The 21,408-nt window shown below is 34.7% G+C and carries 27 protein-coding genes; 21 read left to right on the top strand and 6 right to left on the bottom strand.

Annotated features, from left to right (window positions below; genetic code table 11):
- Nucleotides 1-131 precede the first annotated feature (131 nt).
- From FC88_RS04345 to FC88_RS12800, 3 genes are all read left to right on the top strand, one after another.
- Nucleotides 132-1,556: a C69 family dipeptidase gene (locus FC88_RS04345; protein ID WP_057813162.1), complete on the top strand. Its 1,425-nt coding sequence runs from the start codon at nucleotides 132-134 to the stop codon at nucleotides 1,554-1,556.
- A 71-nt stretch (nucleotides 1,557-1,627) separates the two neighbouring features.
- The gene (locus FC88_RS04340; protein ID WP_162256527.1) at nucleotides 1,628-2,461 is read left to right on the top strand and encodes an alpha/beta hydrolase; all 834 of its coding nucleotides are present in this window, start codon (nucleotides 1,628-1,630) and stop codon (nucleotides 2,459-2,461) included.
- A gap of 97 nt (nucleotides 2,462-2,558) precedes the next feature.
- Nucleotides 2,559-2,702 (top strand): hypothetical protein, encoded by a 144-nt coding sequence (locus tag FC88_RS12800; RefSeq protein WP_157060420.1) that lies wholly within the window; start codon nucleotides 2,559-2,561, stop codon nucleotides 2,700-2,702.
- An 18-nt stretch (nucleotides 2,703-2,720) separates the two neighbouring features.
- Here FC88_RS12800 and FC88_RS04335 read toward each other — a convergent pair whose 3' ends face one another.
- The gene (locus FC88_RS04335) at nucleotides 2,721-3,155 is read right to left on the bottom strand and encodes an ACT domain-containing protein (protein WP_057813158.1); all 435 of its coding nucleotides are present in this window, start codon (nucleotides 3,153-3,155) and stop codon (nucleotides 2,721-2,723) included.
- Between the two features lie 138 nt (nucleotides 3,156-3,293).
- Between FC88_RS04335 and FC88_RS04330 the strand changes: the two genes are divergently transcribed.
- Together FC88_RS04330 and FC88_RS04325 are read left to right on the top strand one after the other, a co-directional pair.
- Nucleotides 3,294-3,986, top strand: a complete 693-nt coding sequence (locus tag FC88_RS04330) for an NAD(P)H-dependent oxidoreductase (RefSeq protein ID WP_057813155.1) — start codon at nucleotides 3,294-3,296, stop codon at nucleotides 3,984-3,986.
- Between the two features lie 2 nt (nucleotides 3,987-3,988).
- Nucleotides 3,989-4,168 (top strand): hypothetical protein, encoded by a 180-nt coding sequence (locus tag FC88_RS04325; RefSeq protein ID WP_057813153.1) that lies wholly within the window; start codon nucleotides 3,989-3,991, stop codon nucleotides 4,166-4,168.
- Between the two features lie 403 nt (nucleotides 4,169-4,571).
- Here FC88_RS04325 and FC88_RS04320 read toward each other — a convergent pair whose 3' ends face one another.
- Nucleotides 4,572-5,279, bottom strand: a complete 708-nt coding sequence (locus tag FC88_RS04320) for a B3/B4 domain-containing protein (protein WP_057813151.1) — start codon at nucleotides 5,277-5,279, stop codon at nucleotides 4,572-4,574.
- Between the two features lie 116 nt (nucleotides 5,280-5,395).
- Here FC88_RS04320 and FC88_RS04315 point away from each other — a divergent pair, with 116 nt between their 5' ends.
- The 6 genes from FC88_RS04315 to FC88_RS04290 all read left to right on the top strand — a co-directional run bounded on the left by FC88_RS04315 (nucleotide 5,396) and on the right by FC88_RS04290 (nucleotide 9,189).
- Nucleotides 5,396-6,256: an SDR family oxidoreductase gene (locus FC88_RS04315; protein ID WP_057813149.1), complete on the top strand. Its 861-nt coding sequence runs from the start codon at nucleotides 5,396-5,398 to the stop codon at nucleotides 6,254-6,256.
- A 91-nt stretch (nucleotides 6,257-6,347) separates the two neighbouring features.
- Nucleotides 6,348-6,980 carry a DUF6198 family protein gene (locus FC88_RS04310; RefSeq protein WP_476695923.1) on the top strand — a complete coding sequence of 211 codons (633 nt, stop codon included), beginning with the start codon at nucleotides 6,348-6,350 and terminating at the stop codon, nucleotides 6,978-6,980.
- A gap of 130 nt (nucleotides 6,981-7,110) precedes the next feature.
- Complete coding sequence (locus FC88_RS04305) at nucleotides 7,111-7,386, top strand: hypothetical protein (protein WP_057813145.1); 276 nt, start codon at nucleotides 7,111-7,113, stop codon at nucleotides 7,384-7,386.
- 116 nt (nucleotides 7,387-7,502) lie between these two features.
- Nucleotides 7,503-7,955 (top strand): MarR family winged helix-turn-helix transcriptional regulator, encoded by a 453-nt coding sequence (locus FC88_RS04300; protein ID WP_057813143.1) that lies wholly within the window; start codon nucleotides 7,503-7,505, stop codon nucleotides 7,953-7,955.
- The gene (locus FC88_RS04295) at nucleotides 7,955-8,473 is read left to right on the top strand and encodes a GNAT family N-acetyltransferase (protein ID WP_057813141.1); all 519 of its coding nucleotides are present in this window, start codon (nucleotides 7,955-7,957) and stop codon (nucleotides 8,471-8,473) included. The genes FC88_RS04300 and FC88_RS04295 overlap by 1 nt, the downstream gene beginning before the upstream one ends.
- Nucleotides 8,474-8,475: 2 nt before the next feature.
- Nucleotides 8,476-9,189, top strand: coding sequence for a B3/B4 domain-containing protein (locus FC88_RS04290; protein WP_057813139.1), 714 nt, complete (start codon nucleotides 8,476-8,478; stop codon nucleotides 9,187-9,189).
- Between the two features lie 46 nt (nucleotides 9,190-9,235).
- Here the strand turns inward: FC88_RS04290 and FC88_RS04285 are convergent, their stop codons facing one another.
- A complete protein-coding gene (locus FC88_RS04285; protein WP_057813166.1) occupies nucleotides 9,236-10,381 on the bottom strand; it encodes an MFS transporter in 1,146 nt (381 codons plus the stop codon).
- Nucleotides 10,382-10,522: 141 nt separating this feature from the next.
- Entirely contained in the window at nucleotides 10,523-11,296 is a 774-nt protein-coding gene (locus FC88_RS04280) for an NrtR DNA-binding winged helix domain-containing protein (RefSeq protein ID WP_057813137.1), read from the bottom strand.
- 230 nt (nucleotides 11,297-11,526) lie between these two features.
- Here FC88_RS04280 and FC88_RS04275 point away from each other — a divergent pair, with 230 nt between their 5' ends.
- Complete coding sequence (locus FC88_RS04275) at nucleotides 11,527-12,156, top strand: WxL domain-containing protein (protein ID WP_057813135.1); 630 nt, start codon at nucleotides 11,527-11,529, stop codon at nucleotides 12,154-12,156.
- A gap of 74 nt (nucleotides 12,157-12,230) precedes the next feature.
- Nucleotides 12,231-13,268: a WxLIP family cell surface protein gene (locus FC88_RS04270; RefSeq protein WP_057813133.1), complete on the top strand. Its 1,038-nt coding sequence runs from the start codon at nucleotides 12,231-12,233 to the stop codon at nucleotides 13,266-13,268.
- Between the two features lie 36 nt (nucleotides 13,269-13,304).
- Here FC88_RS04270 and FC88_RS04265 read toward each other — a convergent pair whose 3' ends face one another.
- On the bottom strand, nucleotides 13,305-13,616 hold the full coding sequence (locus tag FC88_RS04265) for a DMT family transporter (RefSeq protein ID WP_010020278.1): 312 nt from the start codon (nucleotides 13,614-13,616) through the stop codon (nucleotides 13,305-13,307).
- Between the two features lie 171 nt (nucleotides 13,617-13,787).
- On the opposite strand from FC88_RS04265, the gene FC88_RS04260 reads away from it, so the two are divergent.
- The 4 genes from FC88_RS04260 to FC88_RS04245 all read left to right on the top strand — a co-directional run bounded on the left by FC88_RS04260 (nucleotide 13,788) and on the right by FC88_RS04245 (nucleotide 17,269).
- Nucleotides 13,788-14,978, top strand: a complete 1,191-nt coding sequence (locus tag FC88_RS04260; protein ID WP_057813131.1) for an NADH-dependent flavin oxidoreductase — start codon at nucleotides 13,788-13,790, stop codon at nucleotides 14,976-14,978.
- Between the two features lie 144 nt (nucleotides 14,979-15,122).
- The gene (locus FC88_RS04255) at nucleotides 15,123-15,830 is read left to right on the top strand and encodes a hypothetical protein (RefSeq protein ID WP_057813130.1); all 708 of its coding nucleotides are present in this window, start codon (nucleotides 15,123-15,125) and stop codon (nucleotides 15,828-15,830) included.
- Complete coding sequence (locus tag FC88_RS04250) at nucleotides 15,827-16,438, top strand: ATP-binding cassette domain-containing protein (protein WP_057813128.1); 612 nt, start codon at nucleotides 15,827-15,829, stop codon at nucleotides 16,436-16,438. Before FC88_RS04255 ends, FC88_RS04250 begins: the two co-directional genes overlap by 4 nt.
- A gap of 12 nt (nucleotides 16,439-16,450) precedes the next feature.
- On the top strand, nucleotides 16,451-17,269 hold the full coding sequence (locus tag FC88_RS04245) for a DNA/RNA non-specific endonuclease (protein WP_057813125.1): 819 nt from the start codon (nucleotides 16,451-16,453) through the stop codon (nucleotides 17,267-17,269).
- A 39-nt stretch (nucleotides 17,270-17,308) separates the two neighbouring features.
- Here FC88_RS04245 and FC88_RS04240 read toward each other — a convergent pair whose 3' ends face one another.
- Complete coding sequence (locus FC88_RS04240; protein ID WP_057813123.1) at nucleotides 17,309-18,355, bottom strand: zinc-binding dehydrogenase; 1,047 nt, start codon at nucleotides 18,353-18,355, stop codon at nucleotides 17,309-17,311.
- A 144-nt stretch (nucleotides 18,356-18,499) separates the two neighbouring features.
- Between FC88_RS04240 and FC88_RS04235 the strand changes: the two genes are divergently transcribed.
- From FC88_RS04235 to FC88_RS04220, 4 genes are all read left to right on the top strand, one after another.
- Nucleotides 18,500-19,207: an AzlC family ABC transporter permease gene (locus tag FC88_RS04235; RefSeq protein ID WP_057813121.1), complete on the top strand. Its 708-nt coding sequence runs from the start codon at nucleotides 18,500-18,502 to the stop codon at nucleotides 19,205-19,207.
- Nucleotides 19,194-19,520 carry an AzlD domain-containing protein gene (locus tag FC88_RS04230; protein ID WP_057813119.1) on the top strand — a complete coding sequence of 109 codons (327 nt, stop codon included), beginning with the start codon at nucleotides 19,194-19,196 and terminating at the stop codon, nucleotides 19,518-19,520. Before FC88_RS04235 ends, FC88_RS04230 begins: the two co-directional genes overlap by 14 nt.
- Before the next feature lie 119 nt (nucleotides 19,521-19,639).
- Nucleotides 19,640-20,179 (top strand): PadR family transcriptional regulator, encoded by a 540-nt coding sequence (locus tag FC88_RS04225; protein ID WP_057813117.1) that lies wholly within the window; start codon nucleotides 19,640-19,642, stop codon nucleotides 20,177-20,179.
- A 14-nt stretch (nucleotides 20,180-20,193) separates the two neighbouring features.
- On the top strand, nucleotides 20,194-21,363 hold the full coding sequence (locus FC88_RS04220) for an MFS transporter (protein WP_057813164.1): 1,170 nt from the start codon (nucleotides 20,194-20,196) through the stop codon (nucleotides 21,361-21,363).
- Nucleotides 21,364-21,408 lie beyond the last annotated feature (45 nt).

The following is a 21,408-nucleotide window of genomic DNA, read 5'->3' as shown; positions in this document are numbered from 1 at the left end:
CCTTTATGGGTTTTTGTGTCCACTAGTGTTCGGTTATATTTTACAATCTGCCATAATTATAAAATTTCTAATATAGCCACTAGATTAAAAGCCTTTTTAATTTTATACTTATTTTAAAGGGAGGGAACAAAATGATAAATCCAAGTTCCGATTGTACTGAGATACTAGTTGGTAAAGCCGCTAGCATGGATGGTTCCACTATTGTCGCCCGTAATGAAGACGGTTATGGTCCAATCAATCCCATTAAATTTGTTGCACATGTTGCCAAAGATCAAAAGAATGCCTTTTATACTTCAGTAACTACAGGTGTAAAAGTGCCACTACCTGAACACGCTCTAAGATATACAGCTACACCACAGGCAGACCAAAGTGATGGTCAATATGAAGAAGCTGGTATTAATGAATTAAATGTTGGTATGAGTTCAACTGAAACTACTGCTACTAATGCTCGCGCTTTGGGTTATGATCCATTAGTTCATGATGGTATCGATGAAGAAGCAATGTTGACATTAGTTTTGCCATACATTAAATCCGCTAAAGAAGGTGCCAAGCGTTTAGGTGCTTTGTTGGAAAAGTATGGTACAGGTGAATGTAACAGTATTGCATTTAATGATAAAGATGAAATTTGGTTATTAGAAACTGCTGGTGGTCACCATTGGGCTGCTATGCGTTTGCCAGAAGATACTTATGCTATCGTACCTAATCAAACAGTTATGCAAGAAGTTGACGTCAACGATACTGATAATTTCTTAGTAGCAACTGATTTGGTAGAATTTGTTGAAAAACATCATTTAAATCCACAGCCAGGTCACTTTAATTTCCGTGAAATTTTTGGAACGCAAAATGAAGCTGATGCCTATTACAACACACCACGTACTTGGTATGGACAAAAGATGTTCAACCCAGAAATTGAACAAGTGCCAACCGCTCAAGATATGCCAATGTGCAGAAAACCTGCCAAGAAATTAGCTATTGAAGATGTTGAAGCCTTCTTGTCATCACACTACAATGGTACGAAGTATGATCCATTTGGAACTTTTGCTTCAGGTACTCCAAAAGAACAACGTCAATTCCGTTCTATCGCCATGGACAGAAATCAAGCTTCATCAATTTTACAAATCAGAAATGATGTTGATGACGGCCACGCTGCTATTCAATGGTTGTCCATGGGATTCTTCGCTTACAGTCCTTATGTACCATTCTTTACTAACATTATTGATACGCCAGAAGACTACAAGAATACAACTACTGAAGTCTCAGTTGATAATGTATATTGGTTAGAGAAGACTTTGTCAGTTATTATCGAACCACATTATCATGAATATTCTGACATGGTCCACGCTTACTTAGATGACTGCCAATCATTTGCTCGTCAACGAGTTGAAGAAACTGATCAAGCAGTAGGAAATTCTGATAATGTTACTGAATTTTTGACAGAAAGTAATCAAAAGACTGCTGGTGAAATTTCTCATCGTACGCACCAATTGTTTAACAATCTAGTCAAAAAAGGTTTATTACTTTCAAAGACTACTTGGGAAAAAGGCCAAAACTTGTAATCAAAAAGACTTAGAGAAATCTAAGCCTTTTTTGTTGACTAGAGGTCAAAATGCATTATTATTTGGTAATAATGAAAAATAACTTATTATTCAAGATATTATTAATCAGTATACTAGTAAGTTTTACTTTTTTGATTAAGCCACAAACTATCCATGCTAGTTCTAACAATCCTAGAGAAATTCCGACACTATTCTTTCACGGCTTTGGCGGTACTGTACGATCTATGGATTACTTAATTGATCAATCACAAGCTGATGGTTACGCAACTAGAACGTTGACTATTTTTGTGTCAAAAAAAGGTAAGCTCAGTTTTGACGGAACTTGGCCTAAAAATGCAAAAAACCCTGAAATTCAAGTTTTGTTTGGTAATAATCACCAATCCGATTACCATAAAACTGCCAAGTGGATTAATACAGTTATTTTGACCTTGCAAAAAAAATATCAAATGACTAGATATAATGCTGTGGCACATTCTTGGGGCAATAATGCTGTTATGTATTATTTGTTCAAATATAGTGATAAAAAAAATCAACCGCAAATTGATTCACTAGTAAATATTGCGGCTCCGATGCAAGTATTAAATAAAGATATTTATCGACGTAATCCTTGGCGTTATTCTGATCAATTGACTAGAGATTTTGACAAATATACTCATCCAGATTCAGTTATACGTCGACTTCATATTCGAGAATTAAATATCATGGGACAACTTACTAAAGAAAATCATTTTGATAAGGCAGTACCCGTATCATCTGCAAAATCTTTGAAAAAGGTTTTTAAGGGACCACACCAAACTTACCAAGCTAGATTGTTTACTGGACGTTTGGCAGAACATAGCGCTTTAACAAGAAGAAATCCTAAAGTGTTGCACGATATTGAACATTTTTTGTGGCAAGGTAATTAAAAGAACAGATTCTCCATAACAAATTCATTGTTTAGTCACATTTATCCGTTAAAGTATTTTTTGAATGAAAATCTTAGATGGTAGGTGACGCGGTTTCTTGAAAATGATAATTATTTTTGTCCTAGGACTATTTTTAATAATTTATGCTGGACATGTTAAGAGTCGCTTTATTTCAAAGTCTTTGTTTGCCTGTGGAACTCTGAGTGTTTTGATGGCTATGTACATTGCTTGGCCAAAATAAAAAGCCCTCAAAAAGGGCTTATTCGATGGCAACTAGTTGTACATTTTCGACTGAATCCGACAATTGTAATGTATCGATTAAGTCATCCATGGTTCCATTTAGGTGACTAATATCTAATGAGATAACGACAGTAGCAATATTGTGGATGGGAATGTTCTGATTGATAGTTAAGATAGAGGCATTTAATTCAGAAATATCGACCAAAACTTTAGAGAGAGTTCCTTGTTGGTGCTTTAACATCATTGAAATAACGGCTTTACGCTCGTTTCTTTCTTCATCTGGCTTAAAAACTAAGTCTTTATACTTATAATAAGTTCCACGACTGATACCCACAACTTTGACAGCCTCACTAACGTTGTGGACTTTTTTTGTCTCTAGTAAATTACGTGCTTCAATAACTTTTTCAAATGATTCAGGAAGAATAGAGCTATCAACTATATAATATTTTTCCATAATAAACTCCTTAAGTGAATCGGTATCTTCTTCAGTATATCATTGGATTTTGTCGTTGGAATTAATTTCTAAAAAATAGTTTCAACTGTTATAAAGAGCCTTTTTTTGCTATTCTATTGTTGATTGGAGATGTTAATTTTGAAAACTTTAGTGGTAGTGTCACATCCAGAAATTAATAATTCGCAGACACAACAATTTTTACTACAAGGAGCTAAGCTGCAAGACGTAACGTGGCATCATGTAGAAGAATTGTCAGAAATTGATGTCGAAAAAGAACAAGCTTTGTTAAAAGAACATGATCGAATAATTTTTCAATTTCCCTTGTATTGGTATGCTGCCCCAGAAGGATTGAAACATTGGGAAGATAATGTTTTGACAAGAAATTTCGTTTATGGTGATGGCGATGATAATTTAGCTGAAAAAGAATTTGGTATCGTTGTTAGTACTGGGATGTCCTTAAAAGATTTTAGACGCGGTGGTAGTGAAGATTTCACAATCGATGAGATAATGGCGCCTTATTTTGCAATTGCCAAACGTGCTAAGATGCAAATTTTGCCCGTCTTTACGATTGCTCAATTTCAATATTTGCAAGAAAATGAGCAAATGCAGTTGTTGATTGATTATCAACGTTTTCTAACCCAACAATATCCAGATAGTTTGCAAAATCGTCAATTGTGGTTTGAAAGAGAGTTCACTGATCGATTTAAGAATTTTGATGGAACGAATTGCAATGAATGTGAAACGATTTTGAGTACATTTATCCAGCAACGAGAAGATATTTCACAATTGAAAAGCACTATTAGTTTAATCAAGCAAGGTGAGGATGAATAATTATGAGTGAAACTGGTCAATGGTTAAGTCAAACGGTTAGTGATTTATCTACTAAACAGACTCAATATGAAAATCGGGCCTTTTTGGTAGCGATGAAAAAAGTGATTGAAGAACAAAACAAACGTCAAGCACAATTGGAAGGCGAAGTTGACGGTCGTCTTTGGAACCACGAACAATGGTAAAAAATCCGCCTAATATGGCTTTTTCTTAAGTTAGGTTAGTGCTGGATGTCGTCGTCCGTTCCGCTTTGTGGACGCTGGAACGTACTGGGCGCAACTTGAAGCTAATTCCAAAACCGGGAATCATCTCCAAGATTGACCTTTCACTAAGCAATAAATTGCTAAGTGAAATTTCAGTACTGAGCATCCACAAAGCTGCCACTACCGACTAGATAACGTCATTTATGGTTTATTTCAAATAATTCAGAGTCAAAAATAGCATCAATTCAGATATAGTCGTTTGCATTAACTATTTATCTGAATTGATGCTTATTTGTTTGATTCTATAAAAATAGAAAATTCCGGATGGCATATTACTACTAGCCTAACTTGAGAAAGAACCCTAATATTAGGCGCATTTTTTTTATTATTTAGCAAAGATAAATTCAGGATTGTCACGAGTAAGAATCGTTAAATCATTGATATCGATGTTTAAATAATCGTGGAATCTTTTTTCCAATTGATGGGCAGCATTTAGATGATCTTCTTTTCTTTCAGGTTGAATATTCTCCATATAAAATAGAAGATTTTTAGTATCATCAGTGTCGGCAACTCTTGCGCTGTCACGCCAAGCCCAACAACGCGAGATAACGTCTTTTTCATCACGATAGATTACTTCACCAGGTAAGGCTTCTTCAACATCATCTTCACCGATGGGAGTGAAAGTTTCTCCACCTTTAGCAACAGTTAAATGAACGTCACCAACAATTTTGTCTAGGTCTTCTGCGGCAATTGGGAAGGCATATTCTAAGGAAACGGAGTTGTAGACGTCAACAACAGGATTGATATTACCAACACCTTTGTTATTTTTAGCTCGTTTTAAAAGATTTTCTACCGCATTGCGAGCACCTTTTTTGGTTTTGAATTTCCGATAAGCATTACGCCAGGCTTTGACTACTGGATTAGCACTGATTGGATCATCAGGTACCCATTTTTTAGCAATTTCGTTGGCATTAGCAATTAAATTTTGTGGTACATTTTGTTGTTTATTGTCGACGTTGTGGGCAGTCATAACGGCTATTTCAACATCTGGAAAAATATCCCAAAAAGCTTGATCAATAATAATTTTTTGCATTTGAATCCCTCCGATACTCTTTTGATTTTATTATATAATTCTTTTGTGATAAAAAATTAATAAATCGACGACGTGTGATTTTAATAGTAACATCTAACTAAAATGGAGGGTTAAGGATGAAGTATTTATTAACTGGAGCAACGGGTCATTTAGGTGGCCATATTTTTAATGAATTAATTAAATTAGTGCCAAGTAGTGATATTACAGTTGGAGTTCACACAATTTCTAAAGCTAAATCTTTGTCAGAGGCTGGAGCAAAGGTTGTTGGAATTGATTTCTTGAAAGAAAATACTTTATTAGAAGCTTTTAAAGATATCGATGTTTTAATTTACGTTCCAAGTAAGAGTCATGATAGCTTCAGTCGTGTTAGCGAACTAGAAAATGTTTTGACAGCTGCTAAGAAAGTAAATGTTGGACATATTTTATCGATGGGCTTTATTGCTGATCAAGTTAATAATCCGTTTGATTTGTCTGCCTTTTACGGTTACTTACCACGTCGATTAGCTTCAAGTGGCATTCCATATACTATTTTGCGTAATGCTTTGTATGCTGATCCTTTAGTACCTTATTTACCAGAACTGATTGAACGTCAAAATGTGATTTATCCAATGAAGGATCAAGCTTTGAGTTTTATTAGCTTGCAAGATAGTGCGCAGGCCTTTGCTAAAGTAGCTAGTGAAAAATCCTTGCTACAAAACGGACGTATTTATACTTTGACTCAAACTAGAAATTATACGATGCCACAATTGGCTGAAGTGTTGAGTACAGTTTCGAGCAAAGAGATCGGATATCAACCTGTCAGCCTAAATGAATTTGCACAAATCTATAACGAGGGCAATGAAGGGCATATGTTGTCTTCTATGTATGAGGCTGGAGGTTTAGGCTTGTTAAATGATGTCAGTTCTGATTATCAGTTGATAATGGGACATCCAGCTCAAAATCTCCAAGAATTTTTAAATAGTAACTACAATAAATAACATTTTTGAATCTACGTATCATCTTGTTGTATGATAGACAGCATATTGTGTAAGAGGTGATACTATCAAAAATTCAATCCAAACTAGAATTATTGGTTTAATCTCTGGTTTGATTTTAAATGCTTTTGGAAATGGTTTGTGCATTTCAGCTGATATGGGTAGTGGTTTATGGACAGCTTCGGCAGTCAATATGACTAAATGGTTTGGTTGGAATACAGGACTATTGTTATTTATTATCGGAGTTATCAATGCAATCACTAATCAGTTTTTGATCAGGAGATTAGATATAAGAAGACTGATTGGTGAAGTACTTTATGTTATGTTTTTCAGTTATTTTGTAAATGTATTTACTATTTTACTCAATTTCTTAGGTGTACCGAGCTTACCAATTTTTATTAGAATTATTTTATCCTGCTTAGGTGTGGTCTTTTTCTGTGTGGCAATTTCTCTATATCAGAGAGCTAATATTGTTATGCATCCTAATGATGATACGACTAATATTTTAAGATTCTTATATTTGAAAGGTAATTCAACGGCAGCTCAAATTATCGATTTTATTCCACCAATTATTATTATCATTGTGGCCGGAATTGCTCTTGGTCAAGTTTATTCAGTTAATATTGGAACCATCTTCTCATTTATTTTTAATGGGATTTTGATAGCTAGTGCTGATAAGTGGGTTTGGCCAGCATTAAAACATAATTTTAAAACAAAAAATAATTAATATGTGATATTTGGCAATTCAATGAAATTTCTACCTAGAAGTTATATAATGTAAATACGGAACGTGGTAAACGCTTTCATAAAAGCGACGTCCTGTAGAGAGATAATAATTAATTAGGTGGTGCGTATTGATGAAACTAAATGACAATACTGAAGCAAAGAGAGTTTTATCGGAGCTATATACCGATATTAATAATCAAAAGGACATCGACAAAGAAGATTATTCTAAAGATTTTGTTTTAAAAACATATAATTTGTTGAATAAGAATTATTCTTTCCAATACTTGTTTAGCCGATTGCGAGATGACCGAAATGTTCAAGCCACACTTGCTAAGATGGAAAACGGTGAAGATTATATCGAACAAATCGATCAGTTTGCCCACAATGTAAACTTTGCAATTCATTAATATAAATAAAAAAATTAGCAATGGATGAAGGTTGCTAATTTTTTTATTTATAAATTTTATTGCATTTACAACAAAATAATTATACAATACATTTTGTTTAGGAGGAGGTAATTTTTGTGGTTGATATTTTAAGATCAATTGGAGTGATTGCTAGATCATTGGATTCAATCAGTAATATTGAATTTAAACAGTATGATTTAACTAAAGGTCAGTATCTTTACTTAGCACGAATTTACGAGCATCCCGGCATTATTCAAGAAAAAGTAGCTGAAATGATCAAAGTTGATCGAACAACTGCAGCTCGTGCTATCAAAAAGCTTGAGAGTAATGGCTTTATCGTCCGTAAACAGTCCCAAGACAATAAAAAAGAAAAGAAACTTTACGTAACTAAAAAAGGTGAAGAAACTTATCCAATCTTATCTCGTGAAGAAACTTATTCTAATGAAGTTGCTTTAAAAGGTTTATCGGATAGTCAAAAGAAACAAGCCTTTGAACTTTTAGAAGTAGTTGAAAAAAATATTTCTGAAAACTGGGAATACGTTAAAAAGGGTAATAAGCGGGTGTATTGATGATAAAACTTATTAAATGTACACCAGAAGATGTTGAAACTCTGCAAAATATCAGTATTGAAACTTTTTCAGCAACTTTTGGTCCTTATAATACGGAAGCAAATTTAAAGGGCTATTTAAAAAAGGCTTATAATATTCAAGTTTTGAAGCAAGAATTAAGCAATCCGAATTCCGAGTTCTACTTTGCTTATGAAGATAGTGAAATTGCTGGATATTTAAAAATTAATATTTTAGATGCCCAGAGCGAGAAAATGGCCGATGATTTTTTGGAAGTCCAACGAATCTACGTCAGAGAGCAATTTAAACGTCACGGTATTGGCAAAAAAATGCTGGAATTCGCTATCAAAAGAGCCAATGATTTGGGTAAAAATCGTTTATGGTTAGGCGTCTGGGAGAAAAACTTTGCGGCTCAGAATTTTTATCATTCTCTGGGTTTTGAGAAGTATAGTTCTCACCGTTTTACGATGGGCGATTCAGTACAAACAGATTTCATTTTAAAAAAAGAATTGAGGAAATAGTAATGACAAAAGTAGTTATAGATAAAGAGTTTTTTGAATTATTCCCAGAAGCACAAATTAGTACTTTAACGATTCATGGGATTGACAATCACGTGGATGAAACAGACGATCCATATTTTGCCAAATTGTTGCATGAAGGTTCAGAAGAATCAAAGAAGTTTATCAGCAACGAGGTTTTCCGTGAAAATGATGTGATTGATCAATGGCGTCAAGCTTTTCGTCAATTTAAGACTAAAAAAGGTGCTCGTTGTTCAATTGAGGCTTTATTAAAACGGGTTAGTCAAGGGCATGAATTCTCACCGATCAATCCACTAGTTGATATTTACAATAGTGTTTCCCTAAAATATGGTGTTCCTTGTGGTGGAGAAAATATCAATGCTTTTGATGGTGACATGCACCTAGGAGAAGCTAAAGGTGGCGAAGGTTTCAAACCATTGGGTGCTACCGAAGATTCACCAGCTTTACCAGGAGAAATCATTTATTACGATAATTCCGGTGCCATTTGTCGTTGTCTTAACTGGCGTGAAGCTCAAAGAACTATGTTGACAGAAGATACAACTGACTCAGTTTTGGTCGTTGAAGCTATCAATGAGGAACAAGCTAAACGTGCTAGTGCTGCCATTGAAGAATTAAAAGAATTGACTGAGAAGTATTTCAAGGTTGACGGAAAAATTGAACATTTAACAAAAAATCATCCAGAAACTGAACAATTGTAAAAAAATTCACCTACTTTGATAAACAGAGTAAGGTGAATTTTTTTAATTATTTTTGATCGTTATCGACCATACCAAAGACTAGAACGATGATACCGATAACTAAACCGACAACGAAATAAAAGAAGACGGTTGAAACGCTGATACCTAATCCTAATGAGAAACCAATCAAGTAAGGTCCAATAGTGGCACCGATTCGACCAATCGATTGAGTAAAGCCAATACCAACTCCGCGAGTTTCTAATGGATATTGAGTTGGTGTCAAAGCAATCATAATTCCCCAAGCACCTAAAGTGAAGAAGGAGAGAACACAACTGCTGAAGACAACTAGAAATTCACTTTGAGCAGTGGCAAACATGAATGCACCAATGATAGTACCAGTTAAGTAAATAGCGAGAACTTTTTTGCGAGAGAGTTTACCCATTAAGTAAGCAGCTAAGAAGTATCCTGGCAATTGAGCAAAACTCATTAAAAGAGTGTATTTAAAACTGTGGACTACTGAAAAACCACGTTTAATCAAAACACTTGGTAACCATAAGAACATTCCATAATAAGTGAACATAATGATAAACCAAAGAACGCTTAAACAAATTGTAGCGCGACGAAAGTCTTTAGACCAAATTTGACCAAAAGCTACTTTTAAATTCAGTTTTTCATTTTTAACATTCGTTTGCTCTGGTAAATGACGTCTGATTACTAAAGTGTAAAGGGCCATGATCGAAGTAATGATAACTGTTGGACGCCAACCATAGACGGGCATGAATAAGAAAGCTAGTAATGATGCTAATATCCAACCAATAGCCCAGAAACTGTCTACCAAAATCAACATTTTAGAACGGCGATGACCAGAGAACGAATCAGCAATAATAGTTGTAGCTACGGGTAATTCACCACCCAAACCGATACCAGTGATAAAACGTACCAAGAGAAATTGTGGCAAGTTTTGAGTCAGAGCTAAAGCCAAATTACTAATAGAAAATAATAATAACGTAATGATGATGATATTTTTCTTACCAAATTTATCAGCTAAGTAGCCGAATAGAATGGCACCGATAATCATACCGACGGTAGTAATGGAACTGACTAATCCTACTTGTCCGTCAGTTAAAAGCATTTCCTTTTTTAATAAAGGCATGATAAATGATAATAACGCTACATCAGCAGCATCAAATAGCCAAGCTGTACCAATAACCATCAGTAGTTTTAAGCCACTGTTGTCTTTGGTATTTATTTCTTGTGATTTCAAGATCTACCTCCAAAATTATAAATAATAATAACTATTTTTATTAAAGGTAAAATTTACCTTAAATAGTTTAAAATAAGACTAGCAGAAGCCTTATTTTTGGTCAAGTAGACCACGAAGCTTGTACAATTTGGCTGGTCGTCCGCTCTTGCCGTGTTCAATTCCAATCTCAATAAATAGATGGGAATGAGTTTTACGGAAGTTTGAATTATCAATGTTTGTTACCGGTTCTTTCCAAAAAGTGGCATAAACTTCACGAGCTTGTTTGAGGGTAAAATGGTCTCCTAAAATTAATAAAATAGTGGGTAAATAATCTAGGCGATTAGTAATTCTATTAAAAGCCAAACGAAGGATCAATTCATGATCAGCTATCAAATGCTTATCATTATTGAATTCATCGATATTGTTATAAAAATCACTTTCCGATATTTTTTCCGATAAAGTTTTAAAAATTAAATTTTGGTATTTCAATAAATATTGATCCACTGAATATTGAACGTGAAACCATTCAGCGTCTTTAGCCCCGTAGCCAGCTGTTAAATCAATCTTTTTTGGGAGATAAGTCATATAAGTCAAAGCAATTTCACGATTCTTTTGGGTTCGATTAACATTACTAAAAGTTGCCAATTGTTCAGTTGAGAAATCAGGTAAATTAATGCCAATTTTTTCTCGGATCAAACGCAAAGAAGCTTCCTCGGCACTTTCATTTTTTCGAAGAATTGTTGTAGGTAAGCCCCATTTGTCATTGCTTTTGCCAAGTGAATTTTTTATTAGTAAAATCAGCACTTCCTTATTATTTGGATCAAAGCTCCAAATAATGTTACTGACATTGATGATCAAATTGTTTTTTAAAGTAGTTTCAACCATGTGCTATAACACCTTCTAATTATTACTATACTTATTATAATTTACTTTTCGTACAGTGACATTAGATTTACTTGTTAATAAGTAAAAAGGATTATATAACTGAGATGGAGGTTGAGAGGTCTCCCAAAGAAAAGATGGTAAAAGTTATTCCCCCAAAGGGTCCTGGAAAACCATCTTGAAAATCGGCTCTATTTCATATCGAAAATTCGTATATGGAGGGGAATCATATAATGAAAAAATTATTAAAGAATAGTCTTTTAATCGGTGCTACAATTTTAGGAATAGGTTCTGTTGGTGCAGGTGGAATTGTCACGAAGGCTGCAACGACAACACCAGCTCCAGAAACATCAACGTCAACGGCAGATTTAACACCTGGAACGATTACGTTGGATAGTGTACCTGGTGGCTCAACAAGTACAACGACACCTGGTGGAATTGATTTTGGTACGGTTGCATCGAGTGCTAGTGATGCTACATACAAATCAACAAGTATTTCTAGTGACTTGCATGTAACTAACCCCGGTGAACCAACTGGTTGGTCAGTTTCAGTTGCAGATAGTGCTTTCAGTAATACTACTGGTGGTAGTTTGAAAGGTGCTGTTTTGTCACTTGCTGATAGTAAGTCACCCGCATTGACAGCCGATGCTGCTGATAACGTTTCAGCATTACCAACATTTAGTCCAACAATTTCATTGTCAACAGCTCCAACGACTGTAGTTGATGCCGCTGCTGGTGATGGTGTTGGTGCTTATACTGCAACATACAATGCTGGCGATGCATCATTGATGGTACCAGCTGGTAATGTTGGTGGATCATATAGTTCAACTTTGACTTGGACTTTATCCAATGCACCTAGCTAAAATCAAAGTTACAATTTTAAGTTACAAAGAAGAGGGGTATTTAATTATGCCTCTCTTTTTTTGGAGGAAATATTTTGAAAAAGTCGATAGTGGGATTTTTGATTTTTATATCAATGTTTCTTAGTTTTCAATTTTTGAATACTCCGGTTCAAGCTGCAGTCACGCCGACGGTCAATTATAGTGTGAGTCCAGAAAGTGCGACTAATCAAATTGATAAAAAAGTTGGTTATTATGATTTGAAGATTACTCCTAACCAAAAAGAAAATATTAAATTTAAAATCAATAATAATAGCGCTTCAACGCAATCTTATGATATTCAGATCAACCGTGCCACGACTGACGTTAATGGTGTGATTGTTTATAATAAGCACGACGTTAAACCAGATCACGATTTAAAATACAATATTGAAAATTTAGTAACTTATCCTAAAAATGTGACAGTACCCGCCAGATCTTCAAAAGAGGTAACAGTTGGTATTCAAGCACCAAGTGGTCATTTTGAAGGAGAATTACTAGGTGGAATCTTGGTTGAAGAAAATAATCAAGTAAACAATAAGAAGAGAATTAAAGGTGTTTCATTAAGAAATAAATACGATTATGTTTTAGGACTTCAGTTACAGCAAAGTACTGATGCCGTAAAACCTGATTTGAAATTTGACAAAGCCTTTCAAGTAACTACTAATAGTGATCAAATTTCAGTTGAAGGTCAAATGGATAATGATGTTCCAGAATTAGAGAAGAAAGTTTCAGTCGATGCCAAAATTACTCCCAAGAATAGTAAAAAGATTATTTTGAAATCTGATAAGAAGAATATGTCAATTGCTCCTGATAGCAAATTTGATTATCCAGTTAGTGTCAATACGCCAAGTGGAGTTGGCAAGAACAAACGGTTAAAACCGGGTACTTATACAATGTATTTGAATGTTAAAGCCAATAATGGTCAAAATGCTTGGAAAATGAAACGTAACTTCAAAATCAGTGCTAGTGAAAACAAGCAGTTGAATAAGAAAGTTCCAAATCGTTCTCATGATCTCTGGATTATTTTAGGTGCTATTATGGCTTTAGTAATCATTGCTGGTAGTGTTATTTACATTTATAGAAAAAGAAAATAAAAAAAACGTGTGAATTCAAGTTCACACGTTTTTTCTTTAGAATGCATTTATTAGAACGGTTCCCGATACTACTAAAACGAGTCCAGCGATTGAAGCAGCTGACAATGATTCGTGATAAAAGACCATTCCTGCAATTGTGACTAGTATCAACCCAACGCTACCCCAAGTGGCATATGTCAAACTGAGAGGTAATCTTTTTAATACGTGGGAGAGGACGAATAAGCAGATGAAGTAAGATAACAATGTACCCAATGTAGGTAACAAGTTAGTGAAGCCATCCGTCTTCTTTAAAAGTGAAGTCCCCAAAACTTCAAAACCGATTGATACTAGTAGTAGTAAGTAATTCATAAGCTTTTCCTCGGTTAAAATTTTTCTCTCAATATCATACCCGATTTTTTCTAAAAAGACACGAATTATTTTTTAAATTGAGAAATTTATTTGTAATGATAAAAATAAAAGTTAAAATAATTTACATTTGTAATCACTGTGATAATCTGAACTAGAAAGAGGAGGATTGTCATGGCAGATTATAAATTTTTGAAACCATATACATTTAGTAAAAAGAATATCACGGTAAAAAATCGTATGGTGATTCCACCAATGACTGAGGAAATGAGTTTTTCAAATGGTGAAGTAACTAGCGATGAATTACGTTATTATCATATGCACAGTGGTGGTGCTGGGATGTTTATTACAGGAACTGCTAATGTCAACGCGTTGGGCAAAGGTTTTGAGGGGGAGCTCAGTGTCAGTGACGATAAATTTCTTCCCAGCTTAACCAAGTTAGCTTCAGCAATGCATAAAGACGGAACTAAAGCAATTTTGCAAATCTTTAGTGCTGGTCGAATGTCTTCTAAAGAAATTTTACGTGGACAACAACCTGTCAGTGCTAGTGCTGTTAAGGCTACTCGTCAAAATTCGCAAACACCTAGAGCCTTGAGCGAAGCAGAAGTTGAACAAACAATCAAAGATTTTGGAGAAGCTACTAGAAGAGCGATTCAAGCCGGATTTGATGGTGTTGAAATTCATGGTGCTAACACATATTTGATTCAACAATTCTTTTCACCACATTCTAATCGTCGGACTGACAAATGGGGTGGCAGTTTAGAAAAGAGAATGGCTTTTCCATTAGCAGTAGTAGCTGAAGTTCAAAAAGCAATTGATAATTATGCAAACAGACCATTTTTGATGGGGTATCGTATTTCACCAGAGGAAATTGAAACTCCTGGTATTCGTTTTGAGGATTCCTTGCAATTGATCGATGCTTTGAAGAAAACACCAATTGATTACTTGCATGTGTCAATGGGGGATGTTTGGAGAAAATCTTTGAATGACAAATCCATTACTACGCCGTTGAATTTGACTATCAAGAAACATCTTGGTAATTTGCCATTGATTGGCGTTGGTGATATTCAAACTCCAGCCGATGCTGAAAAAGTTTTGGATAATGGTATTGATTTTGCAGCAATTGGGCGTGAAAGTCTACGTGAACCTCACTGGGTTCAAAAAGTTATCGCTGGTGATGAAAATGCCATCCGCTATACGATTGCTCCGGCTGATCACGAAGAATTAGGATTAGTTGGAACTTTCTGGGACTTCTTGTTGACATCATTTCACGATGGTTTGCAATTGAGTAGTGAACCACATACAGTTGATGATCGTCAAAAATTTAATAAAACTTTGGACCACATTTTTGGTGGTGGCAAATAAAAATAAAAGTGGGCTCATATAGTCCGCTTTTTTATATGGTTTTATAAATAATTCTTAATTTCCAATATATCAGAATTACAATTGACAGTCTGATTAAAATATATTAATTTAATTGATGATTTTTGCAGAAAATGGGGATTGAATTTGGAATTAAGAAATGATTGGGCACTTTTTAAAATACAGCTAACAATAGCTTTTAAAGAACGCTTTTACTTTGTCTATACTTTGATCGTACCGATGTTTATGGTCTTCTTGAATAAAACTTTGAATTTTCAAGATAATGAATCTATTTATGTATATTGGTCATATATCGTGGTGACTACTGTTTTTAATGGATTTTTACTGAATTTAATTCGTTTACGTGAGAGTGGCTTTTTAAAAACACTGACTTATTTGAGCGGTTCACGGCATTCGATTGTTCTGGCTAATTTGCTGGTTCAGTTAATAATTGTGCAATTGGAAATCTTTCTATTTAATTTGTATGTTACTTTTTTCATTACACACGTATCTTCACTGACTTTTGTATATGGCTTTTTGGCGTCTTCACTAATAACAGTTTTGTGTATCGCGATGACGTCAATTTTTTTTGTTCTAAAAATCCGTCGTGTTGTCTTTAATTATCTATCAGGGGGTATTTTTACAGTTGGCGTATTATTGTTGGGAGTTCATCCACAAGGTTTTAACAAAGCCCTTTTAACCATCTTTAGTCCATTTCAATTTGCGTATGGATTGTATGTAATACCTTGTTCGACTATTAAATACGCTGTCTTTCTTGCTTTTTGTAGTTTGCTATACTTAATAATTAGTGTGCTAGTTTTCAAGAAATTTTCGATTGGAGAAAAATTACGATGAAAATCGAAAATTTTAATTTATCTAAGCAAAAAAGAATCATTTTTAAAGATGTTAATTTTTATTTTGAAGATTGCCAGTTGAACTTTGTGCTCGGTAAACGTCAAAGTGGGAAGACCGACTTATTAGATCAGATTGCCCAAAATGAATCATTAAATAATTTGATAGGTTTTCCTAAGACATCCAAAATTGCTTATTTGGCACAACAAAATGACTTCTATGTTAATTTGACGGTGGCAGAAATTTTGCATTTTATCAGACAATTGGATGGAACTAAAAAATTCACGCCACCTTTGCGTATTTTACAATTAGAACGACAAAAATTTTTAGAATTATCAATGGTTGAGAAAAAACTCGTAATTATTTACCTCAACATTATGGTAGAAAAAGAATTATATTTATTTGACGAACCAGAAATGGGTTTGGATCTTGTCTCATCTCAAGAGGTCTTTAGCTGGATTAGGGAATTAGTCAAATTGGATAAAACAATTATTATTACTACGAATAAATTAGATAATATTTGTGACATCGATAACGTTAACTACATCAAAGCTCATGATGAAATTTTAGTGGATAGTTATTTAAAAATTAAATCACGCATGGCTTTTTAAAGGGAGATTAATTTGAAGAAATTATTATTGTTATTGTTACCGTTACTTTTAGGCGGTTGTGCAGCCAATACTAATAATCAAAGTCAACAAGAGAATACTTCTAACAAAGTTGATTCGGTTATTAGTGCTGAAAAACTAAGTCAATGGACTTATTCATCGGGTAATAAACCAGTCAAGATTTTAAATGATGACAGACCCTCAACAATTAAAGCGTCTGATTTCAAAAGTGAACATATTGATTATGGTGGTTTAGATAAACTTAATCGAACTAAAACAGCAACAGCTTACTTAACGAGAAATAATTTGGGACGATCGAATACTAGAACTGAACAGACTTGGCGCCCGACAGGATGGAATAATCAACCTAGATACGTTAAAGGACAACGAATTATTCCTCAAAATCGAGGACACCTGATAGCCTATACGATGACCTTTAATTTGAATAAATCTGGCCAAGTTCAACAAGGACAGTTAGGTAGTATTGATAATCCTTATAACTTGTTTACTCAAACGAGTTTTTCTAATCAAAAAACGATGGTTCAAGTAGAACAGACAGTTCGAAATTCATTGGCTAAAAATAAAAAAGTTATTTATCAAGTTACACCAGTTTTTCGTGGCAATGAATTGATGGCTCGAGGCGTTTGGGTACAGGCGTTGGCAACTGATGGAAGTATGAATTTGAATCGTTACTTATGGAATGTTGAAGATCACTTACAATTTGACTATGCGACTGGTCGTTCAAAGGTAGATTTAGAATTTCAAGTTCCTGAAGTGCAGAATCCTTACCAACAACGTCATTATTATAAGAAAAGTTATCATCGAAATTATTAATAAAAATGGCCTCACCAAATTGGCGAGACCATTTTTTAATTAATCACTCACAACAACTAGTGATTTGATGACTTTACGATCAGTCATAGCTTTATAAGCTGCATCAATGTCGTCGAGTTTGAAGCTCTTTGTAAAGACTAATCCTGGATTGATTTTTCCATCTAAAACAGCTTTTAAAAGAAGTTGTTTGTCGTAAGTAGAAACAGAAGCAGGACCACCGGCGATTGAAATATTGTTTTCAAATGGAGTAGCGATATCCATTTTACCAGTATGTGGCAAACCAACACGACCAACGACACTACCAGGACGACCGATACGTAGGGCAGTTTCAGTTGATAATTCGGTTCCGACACATTCAAGCACAGCGTCAGCACCAAAGCCGTTGGTTAGTTCAAGCATTTTTTTAACACCTTCATCACCACGTTCAGCGACGTTATCAGTGGCACCAAATGTTTTAGCAAGTGCTTGACGATCAGGATGACGACTAGTAGAAATAATTTTCTTAGCGCCAAGTAGCTTAGCGGAAATAATTCCACACAAACCGACAGCTCCATCACCCAAGACAACAACCGTATCGCCTTCTTTAACGTGGGCAACACGAGCAGCATGGAAACCAGTTGCCAAAACATCATCAGCTAGAGTCAAAAGTGATTTGAGCATTCCTTCGCTATAATCGCTTGGTTGACCAGGAACTTTAATCAAAGCCCATTGACCATGTTGAAATCTGATGTATTCAGCTTGGTTACCGTTACTGAAATTATCCTTGTGTGATTGACAATCGCCATCAAAACCGGCTAAACAAGCAGGACAGTGTCCACAACCGTGAGTAAATGGGGCAATTACGAAATCACCGGGTTTAACAGTTGTGATATCTTTTCCAACTTCTTCAACGATTCCGATAGCTTCGTGACCAGAGTTTTCAGAGTTTGGAGCCTTGTCTTCAAGACCACGATAAGCCCAGAGATCTGAACCACAGACACAAGCACGGATAACTTTTATAATTACATCATCATTTGCTTGAATGGTAGGTTTATCAACATTTTCGATTTTCATTTGACCGACTTTTTTAAAAACAGCTTTTTTCATATGACGCCTCCATTGATTTATCACTTTGATTATAACGTTTTTTAAGAAATATTTGTTTTTTGAGTTAATATATTATATCTAATTGACATTTAACTAAATTAAAATTATTATAATTATTTAAACTGAGGAGGAGGGGGAAAGTATATGGATAATAGTTTAAGTGTTGAGACCGCTGTCAAAGATACGCTCCCAACAGTATTTGGTTACATTGGAATTGGTTTATCCTTTGGTATTGTAGCCGCATCTGCTGGAATGAGTGTTTTGATGGCAACTTTAATGTCGTTGATAGTTTATGCAGGTTCGGCACAATTTATTTTGGTCAGCTTGTTAGTAATTGGAACGCCGATTGTTTCGATTGCTTTGTCAGTCTTTTTGGTCAACTCGCGGATGATTTTGATGAGTATGACGACCGCAAATTTCTTTAAGGAGAATTCTTTATTTGAGAATATTTTGCTAGGAAGCTTAATTACTGATGAGAGCTTTGCCTTGAGTATGAATAAACTCAATTACACGGATGGCAAATTAACTTTTAAATGGTTCAATACTGTCAATGTGATGGCCTATCTAGTTTGGGCTGTATCAACTGCTGTTGGCGCAATGCTGGGAAAAATCATCAGTGATCCGGAGAAACTAGGCCTAGATTTTGCTTTAGTGGCAATGTTTATTGGATTGTTGTACTTGCAATTGATTAGTGACAAATCAATTTCTTTGAAAGTTCAATTGATTGTTGTTGGTATTATGTTGCCATTAGTATATTTTGGACTAATTTTTATTTCTAGCGATTTATTGATTTTAGTTGTAACTTTAATTGGTTGTACGATAGGGGTGATTTTGAAACATGCCATCAACTAAATTTGTTTTATGGACTTTAATTGCGTGTGGTCTAGTGACTTGGCTGTCTCGAATCATGCCATTTGTTCTTTTAAAAAAGTTTAATTTGTCACCAAAAGTAGTCGAATTTCTCGGTTTTGTGCCAATAACTATCATGGCTGCTTTATGGTTTGAAAACTTGTTCCACCAACAAATTGGGCATCTACCACAGATTGACTTTGCTAATTTGTTGGCTTCAGTACCAACTGTTTTGACTGCCATTCTTACTAAAAAATTATTACTGATTGTAGTTGTCGGAATTATTTCACTGGCGTTGATACGATTAGCCATTTAAAAACTCTTATTTCTTCTTATTTAGGGGGAAATAGGAGCTTTTTTGTATTTGACACAACTATCAGTTTGATATATATTAAAAAAGTTATGCTTATATCAGTCTGATATGGAGGTGAAATTATGTATGATTTGTTTGTTTTGGGTCAATTAATGGATGAGTCAATGAGTGGATATTTGATGCAAAACATATTGCAACAAATTGTCGGACGGCAAAGAAAGATCAGTTTTGGGATGATTTATCCGCTGTTCAATCGTTTGAATGAAGCTGGTTATATTACGATTTCTGAAGTGAAGTCAGAAAATAATCGTTTTATTAAAGTTGCGACGATTACTAAAGCGGGTAAAGAACGCTTTTATGAATTAATGGCACAAAAGGTTCCGTTGAATCCAAATTTAGATTTTACTTATAGTGTGAAATTCCGTAATTTTCATCAAGTGGGTTTAAAATTGAAAGAACAAATTTTACATGATTATCAGACTTATTTATTAGAGAGTCGAAGTTTATTGGCTCAACAAGCACAAGATTTAGAAAATACTAAGATTTCTAAGACTGATTTGAAGAATGCCATATGGGTCATCGAATTAGAACAAATGAAGATGAAGGCAGCTTTAGATTGGGTAAGAGAATCGATTAAACAGTTAAATGAGGGGGAGAATTAACTGTGGAAAAAACTATGTCAAAAAAGACCATTTTATTGATGGCCGTAGTAACAGGAGTCATTGTTGCTAATTTAAATTTTATTCAGCCAATTGAGAATTTGATTGCAAATGATTTTGGAGTGTCCAAAGCAGTTGTCGGAATATTAGCAATGGTCACGCAATTAGGTTACGCCTTTGGTTTATTGTTGATTGTTCCATTGGGAGATATTTTTGATCGCTATCATTTAATTCAATTCATGATGGTTTTGTCGATTATTTCACTGATAATAGCCTTTTTAGCACCTAATACGATCGTATTTGCGATTGCCACGACTTTAATTGGTATCACATCAGTTGCACCACAAATTATCATTCCGTATGCTGGTTATTTAGCACCGGCCTTACAACGTGGAAAAGTTTTAGGAATCGTTTTGAGCGGTTTATTGACGGGTATTTTATTGTCCCGCTCATTTAGTGGATTATTAGGTAGCATCATGCCTTGGCAAGATATTTATTTGGTCGCTGCAGTGATCGATTTAATCTTTTTAGTTATCGTGCACCGTTTTATGCCAAAGGATCAGCGTGGTCATCAAGATTTAAATTACTTATCTGTAATTAAGATGTTGCCAAAGTTGTTCGTTAGTCAAAGAGAATTACGTGGATCTTCAATCAACGGTTTTTGTATGTTTGGGATGTCAAACGTTTTGTGGTCAACACTAGCCTTTTATTTAGCAGATCAATATCACTTAGGTAGTAACGTTGCTGGTTTATTAGGATTATTAGGTATTGCTGGAGTTTTAGTAGCACCTTGGGTCGGAGACTTAGTTGATCAAAAATCACCTAAACTGACAATTGGCTTGAGTATGATTTTATCTGGTTTAGCCTTTGTGATCTTTTGGCTAGTTGGATTTTGGTTCATTGGATTAATTGTCGGAATTGTTCTCTTAGACTTAGGGACACAATTCAGTCAAGTTTCTAATCAAGCAATCGTTCAATCTATCAATCGCAAACAAAGCAGTCGTAACAATTCAGTCTTTATGTTCAGTTACTTCTTAGGTGGTTCAATCGGAACCTTATCAGCTACTTGGGCCTGGGGACAATTCGGTTGGTCCGGAGTTTGTATTGTAGCGTTTGTTTTCTTATTTATTTCAATTTTGGATCACTTGATTGTTGGTGAACCTAAAAAATTAAATACTGAAGAATAGTGGTTAGGCTCTAATAGAGTACAAAATCTTAGTTTACTGTTCGAT

Source organism: Companilactobacillus futsaii JCM 17355, from assembly GCF_001435505.1.
GTDB lineage: Bacteria > Bacillota > Bacilli > Lactobacillales > Lactobacillaceae > Companilactobacillus > Companilactobacillus futsaii.
This window is presented reverse-complemented; position numbering and strand designations above follow the sequence as displayed.

Bases quoted from the DNA above. Each gene is read 5' to 3' on its own strand.
- FC88_RS04290 (WP_057813139.1), top strand. From the start codon at position 8,476: ATGACAAAAGTAGTTATAGATAAAGAGTTTTTTGAATTATTCCCAGAA.
- FC88_RS04335 (WP_057813158.1), bottom strand. From the start codon at position 3,155: ATGGAAAAATATTATATAGTTGATAGCTCTATTCTTCCTGAATCATTT.
- FC88_RS04340 (WP_162256527.1), top strand. From the start codon at position 1,628: ATGAAAAATAACTTATTATTCAAGATATTATTAATCAGTATACTAGTA.
- FC88_RS04320 (WP_057813151.1), bottom strand. From the start codon at position 5,279: ATGCAAAAAATTATTATTGATCAAGCTTTTTGGGATATTTTTCCAGAT.
- FC88_RS04305 (WP_057813145.1), top strand. From the start codon at position 7,111: ATGAAACTAAATGACAATACTGAAGCAAAGAGAGTTTTATCGGAGCTA.
- FC88_RS04225 (WP_057813117.1), top strand. From the start codon at position 19,640: ATGTATGATTTGTTTGTTTTGGGTCAATTAATGGATGAGTCAATGAGT.
- FC88_RS04260 (WP_057813131.1), top strand. From the start codon at position 13,788: ATGGCAGATTATAAATTTTTGAAACCATATACATTTAGTAAAAAGAAT.
- FC88_RS04315 (WP_057813149.1), top strand. From the start codon at position 5,396: ATGAAGTATTTATTAACTGGAGCAACGGGTCATTTAGGTGGCCATATT.
- FC88_RS04240 (WP_057813123.1), bottom strand. From the start codon at position 18,355: ATGAAAAAAGCTGTTTTTAAAAAAGTCGGTCAAATGAAAATCGAAAAT.
- FC88_RS04295 (WP_057813141.1), top strand. From the start codon at position 7,955: ATGATAAAACTTATTAAATGTACACCAGAAGATGTTGAAACTCTGCAA.
- FC88_RS04280 (WP_057813137.1), bottom strand. From the start codon at position 11,296: ATGGTTGAAACTACTTTAAAAAACAATTTGATCATCAATGTCAGTAAC.
- FC88_RS04235 (WP_057813121.1), top strand. From the start codon at position 18,500: ATGGATAATAGTTTAAGTGTTGAGACCGCTGTCAAAGATACGCTCCCA.
- FC88_RS04325 (WP_057813153.1), top strand. From the start codon at position 3,989: ATGAGTGAAACTGGTCAATGGTTAAGTCAAACGGTTAGTGATTTATCT.
- FC88_RS04230 (WP_057813119.1), top strand. From the start codon at position 19,194: ATGCCATCAACTAAATTTGTTTTATGGACTTTAATTGCGTGTGGTCTA.
- FC88_RS04220 (WP_057813164.1), top strand. From the start codon at position 20,194: ATGTCAAAAAAGACCATTTTATTGATGGCCGTAGTAACAGGAGTCATT.
- FC88_RS04285 (WP_057813166.1), bottom strand. From the start codon at position 10,381: ATGGTTATTGGTACAGCTTGGCTATTTGATGCTGCTGATGTAGCGTTA.
- FC88_RS04265 (WP_010020278.1), bottom strand. From the start codon at position 13,616: ATGAATTACTTACTACTACTAGTATCAATCGGTTTTGAAGTTTTGGGG.
- FC88_RS04275 (WP_057813135.1), top strand. From the start codon at position 11,527: ATGAAAAAATTATTAAAGAATAGTCTTTTAATCGGTGCTACAATTTTA.
- FC88_RS04250 (WP_057813128.1), top strand. From the start codon at position 15,827: ATGAAAATCGAAAATTTTAATTTATCTAAGCAAAAAAGAATCATTTTT.
- FC88_RS04345 (WP_057813162.1), top strand. From the start codon at position 132: ATGATAAATCCAAGTTCCGATTGTACTGAGATACTAGTTGGTAAAGCC.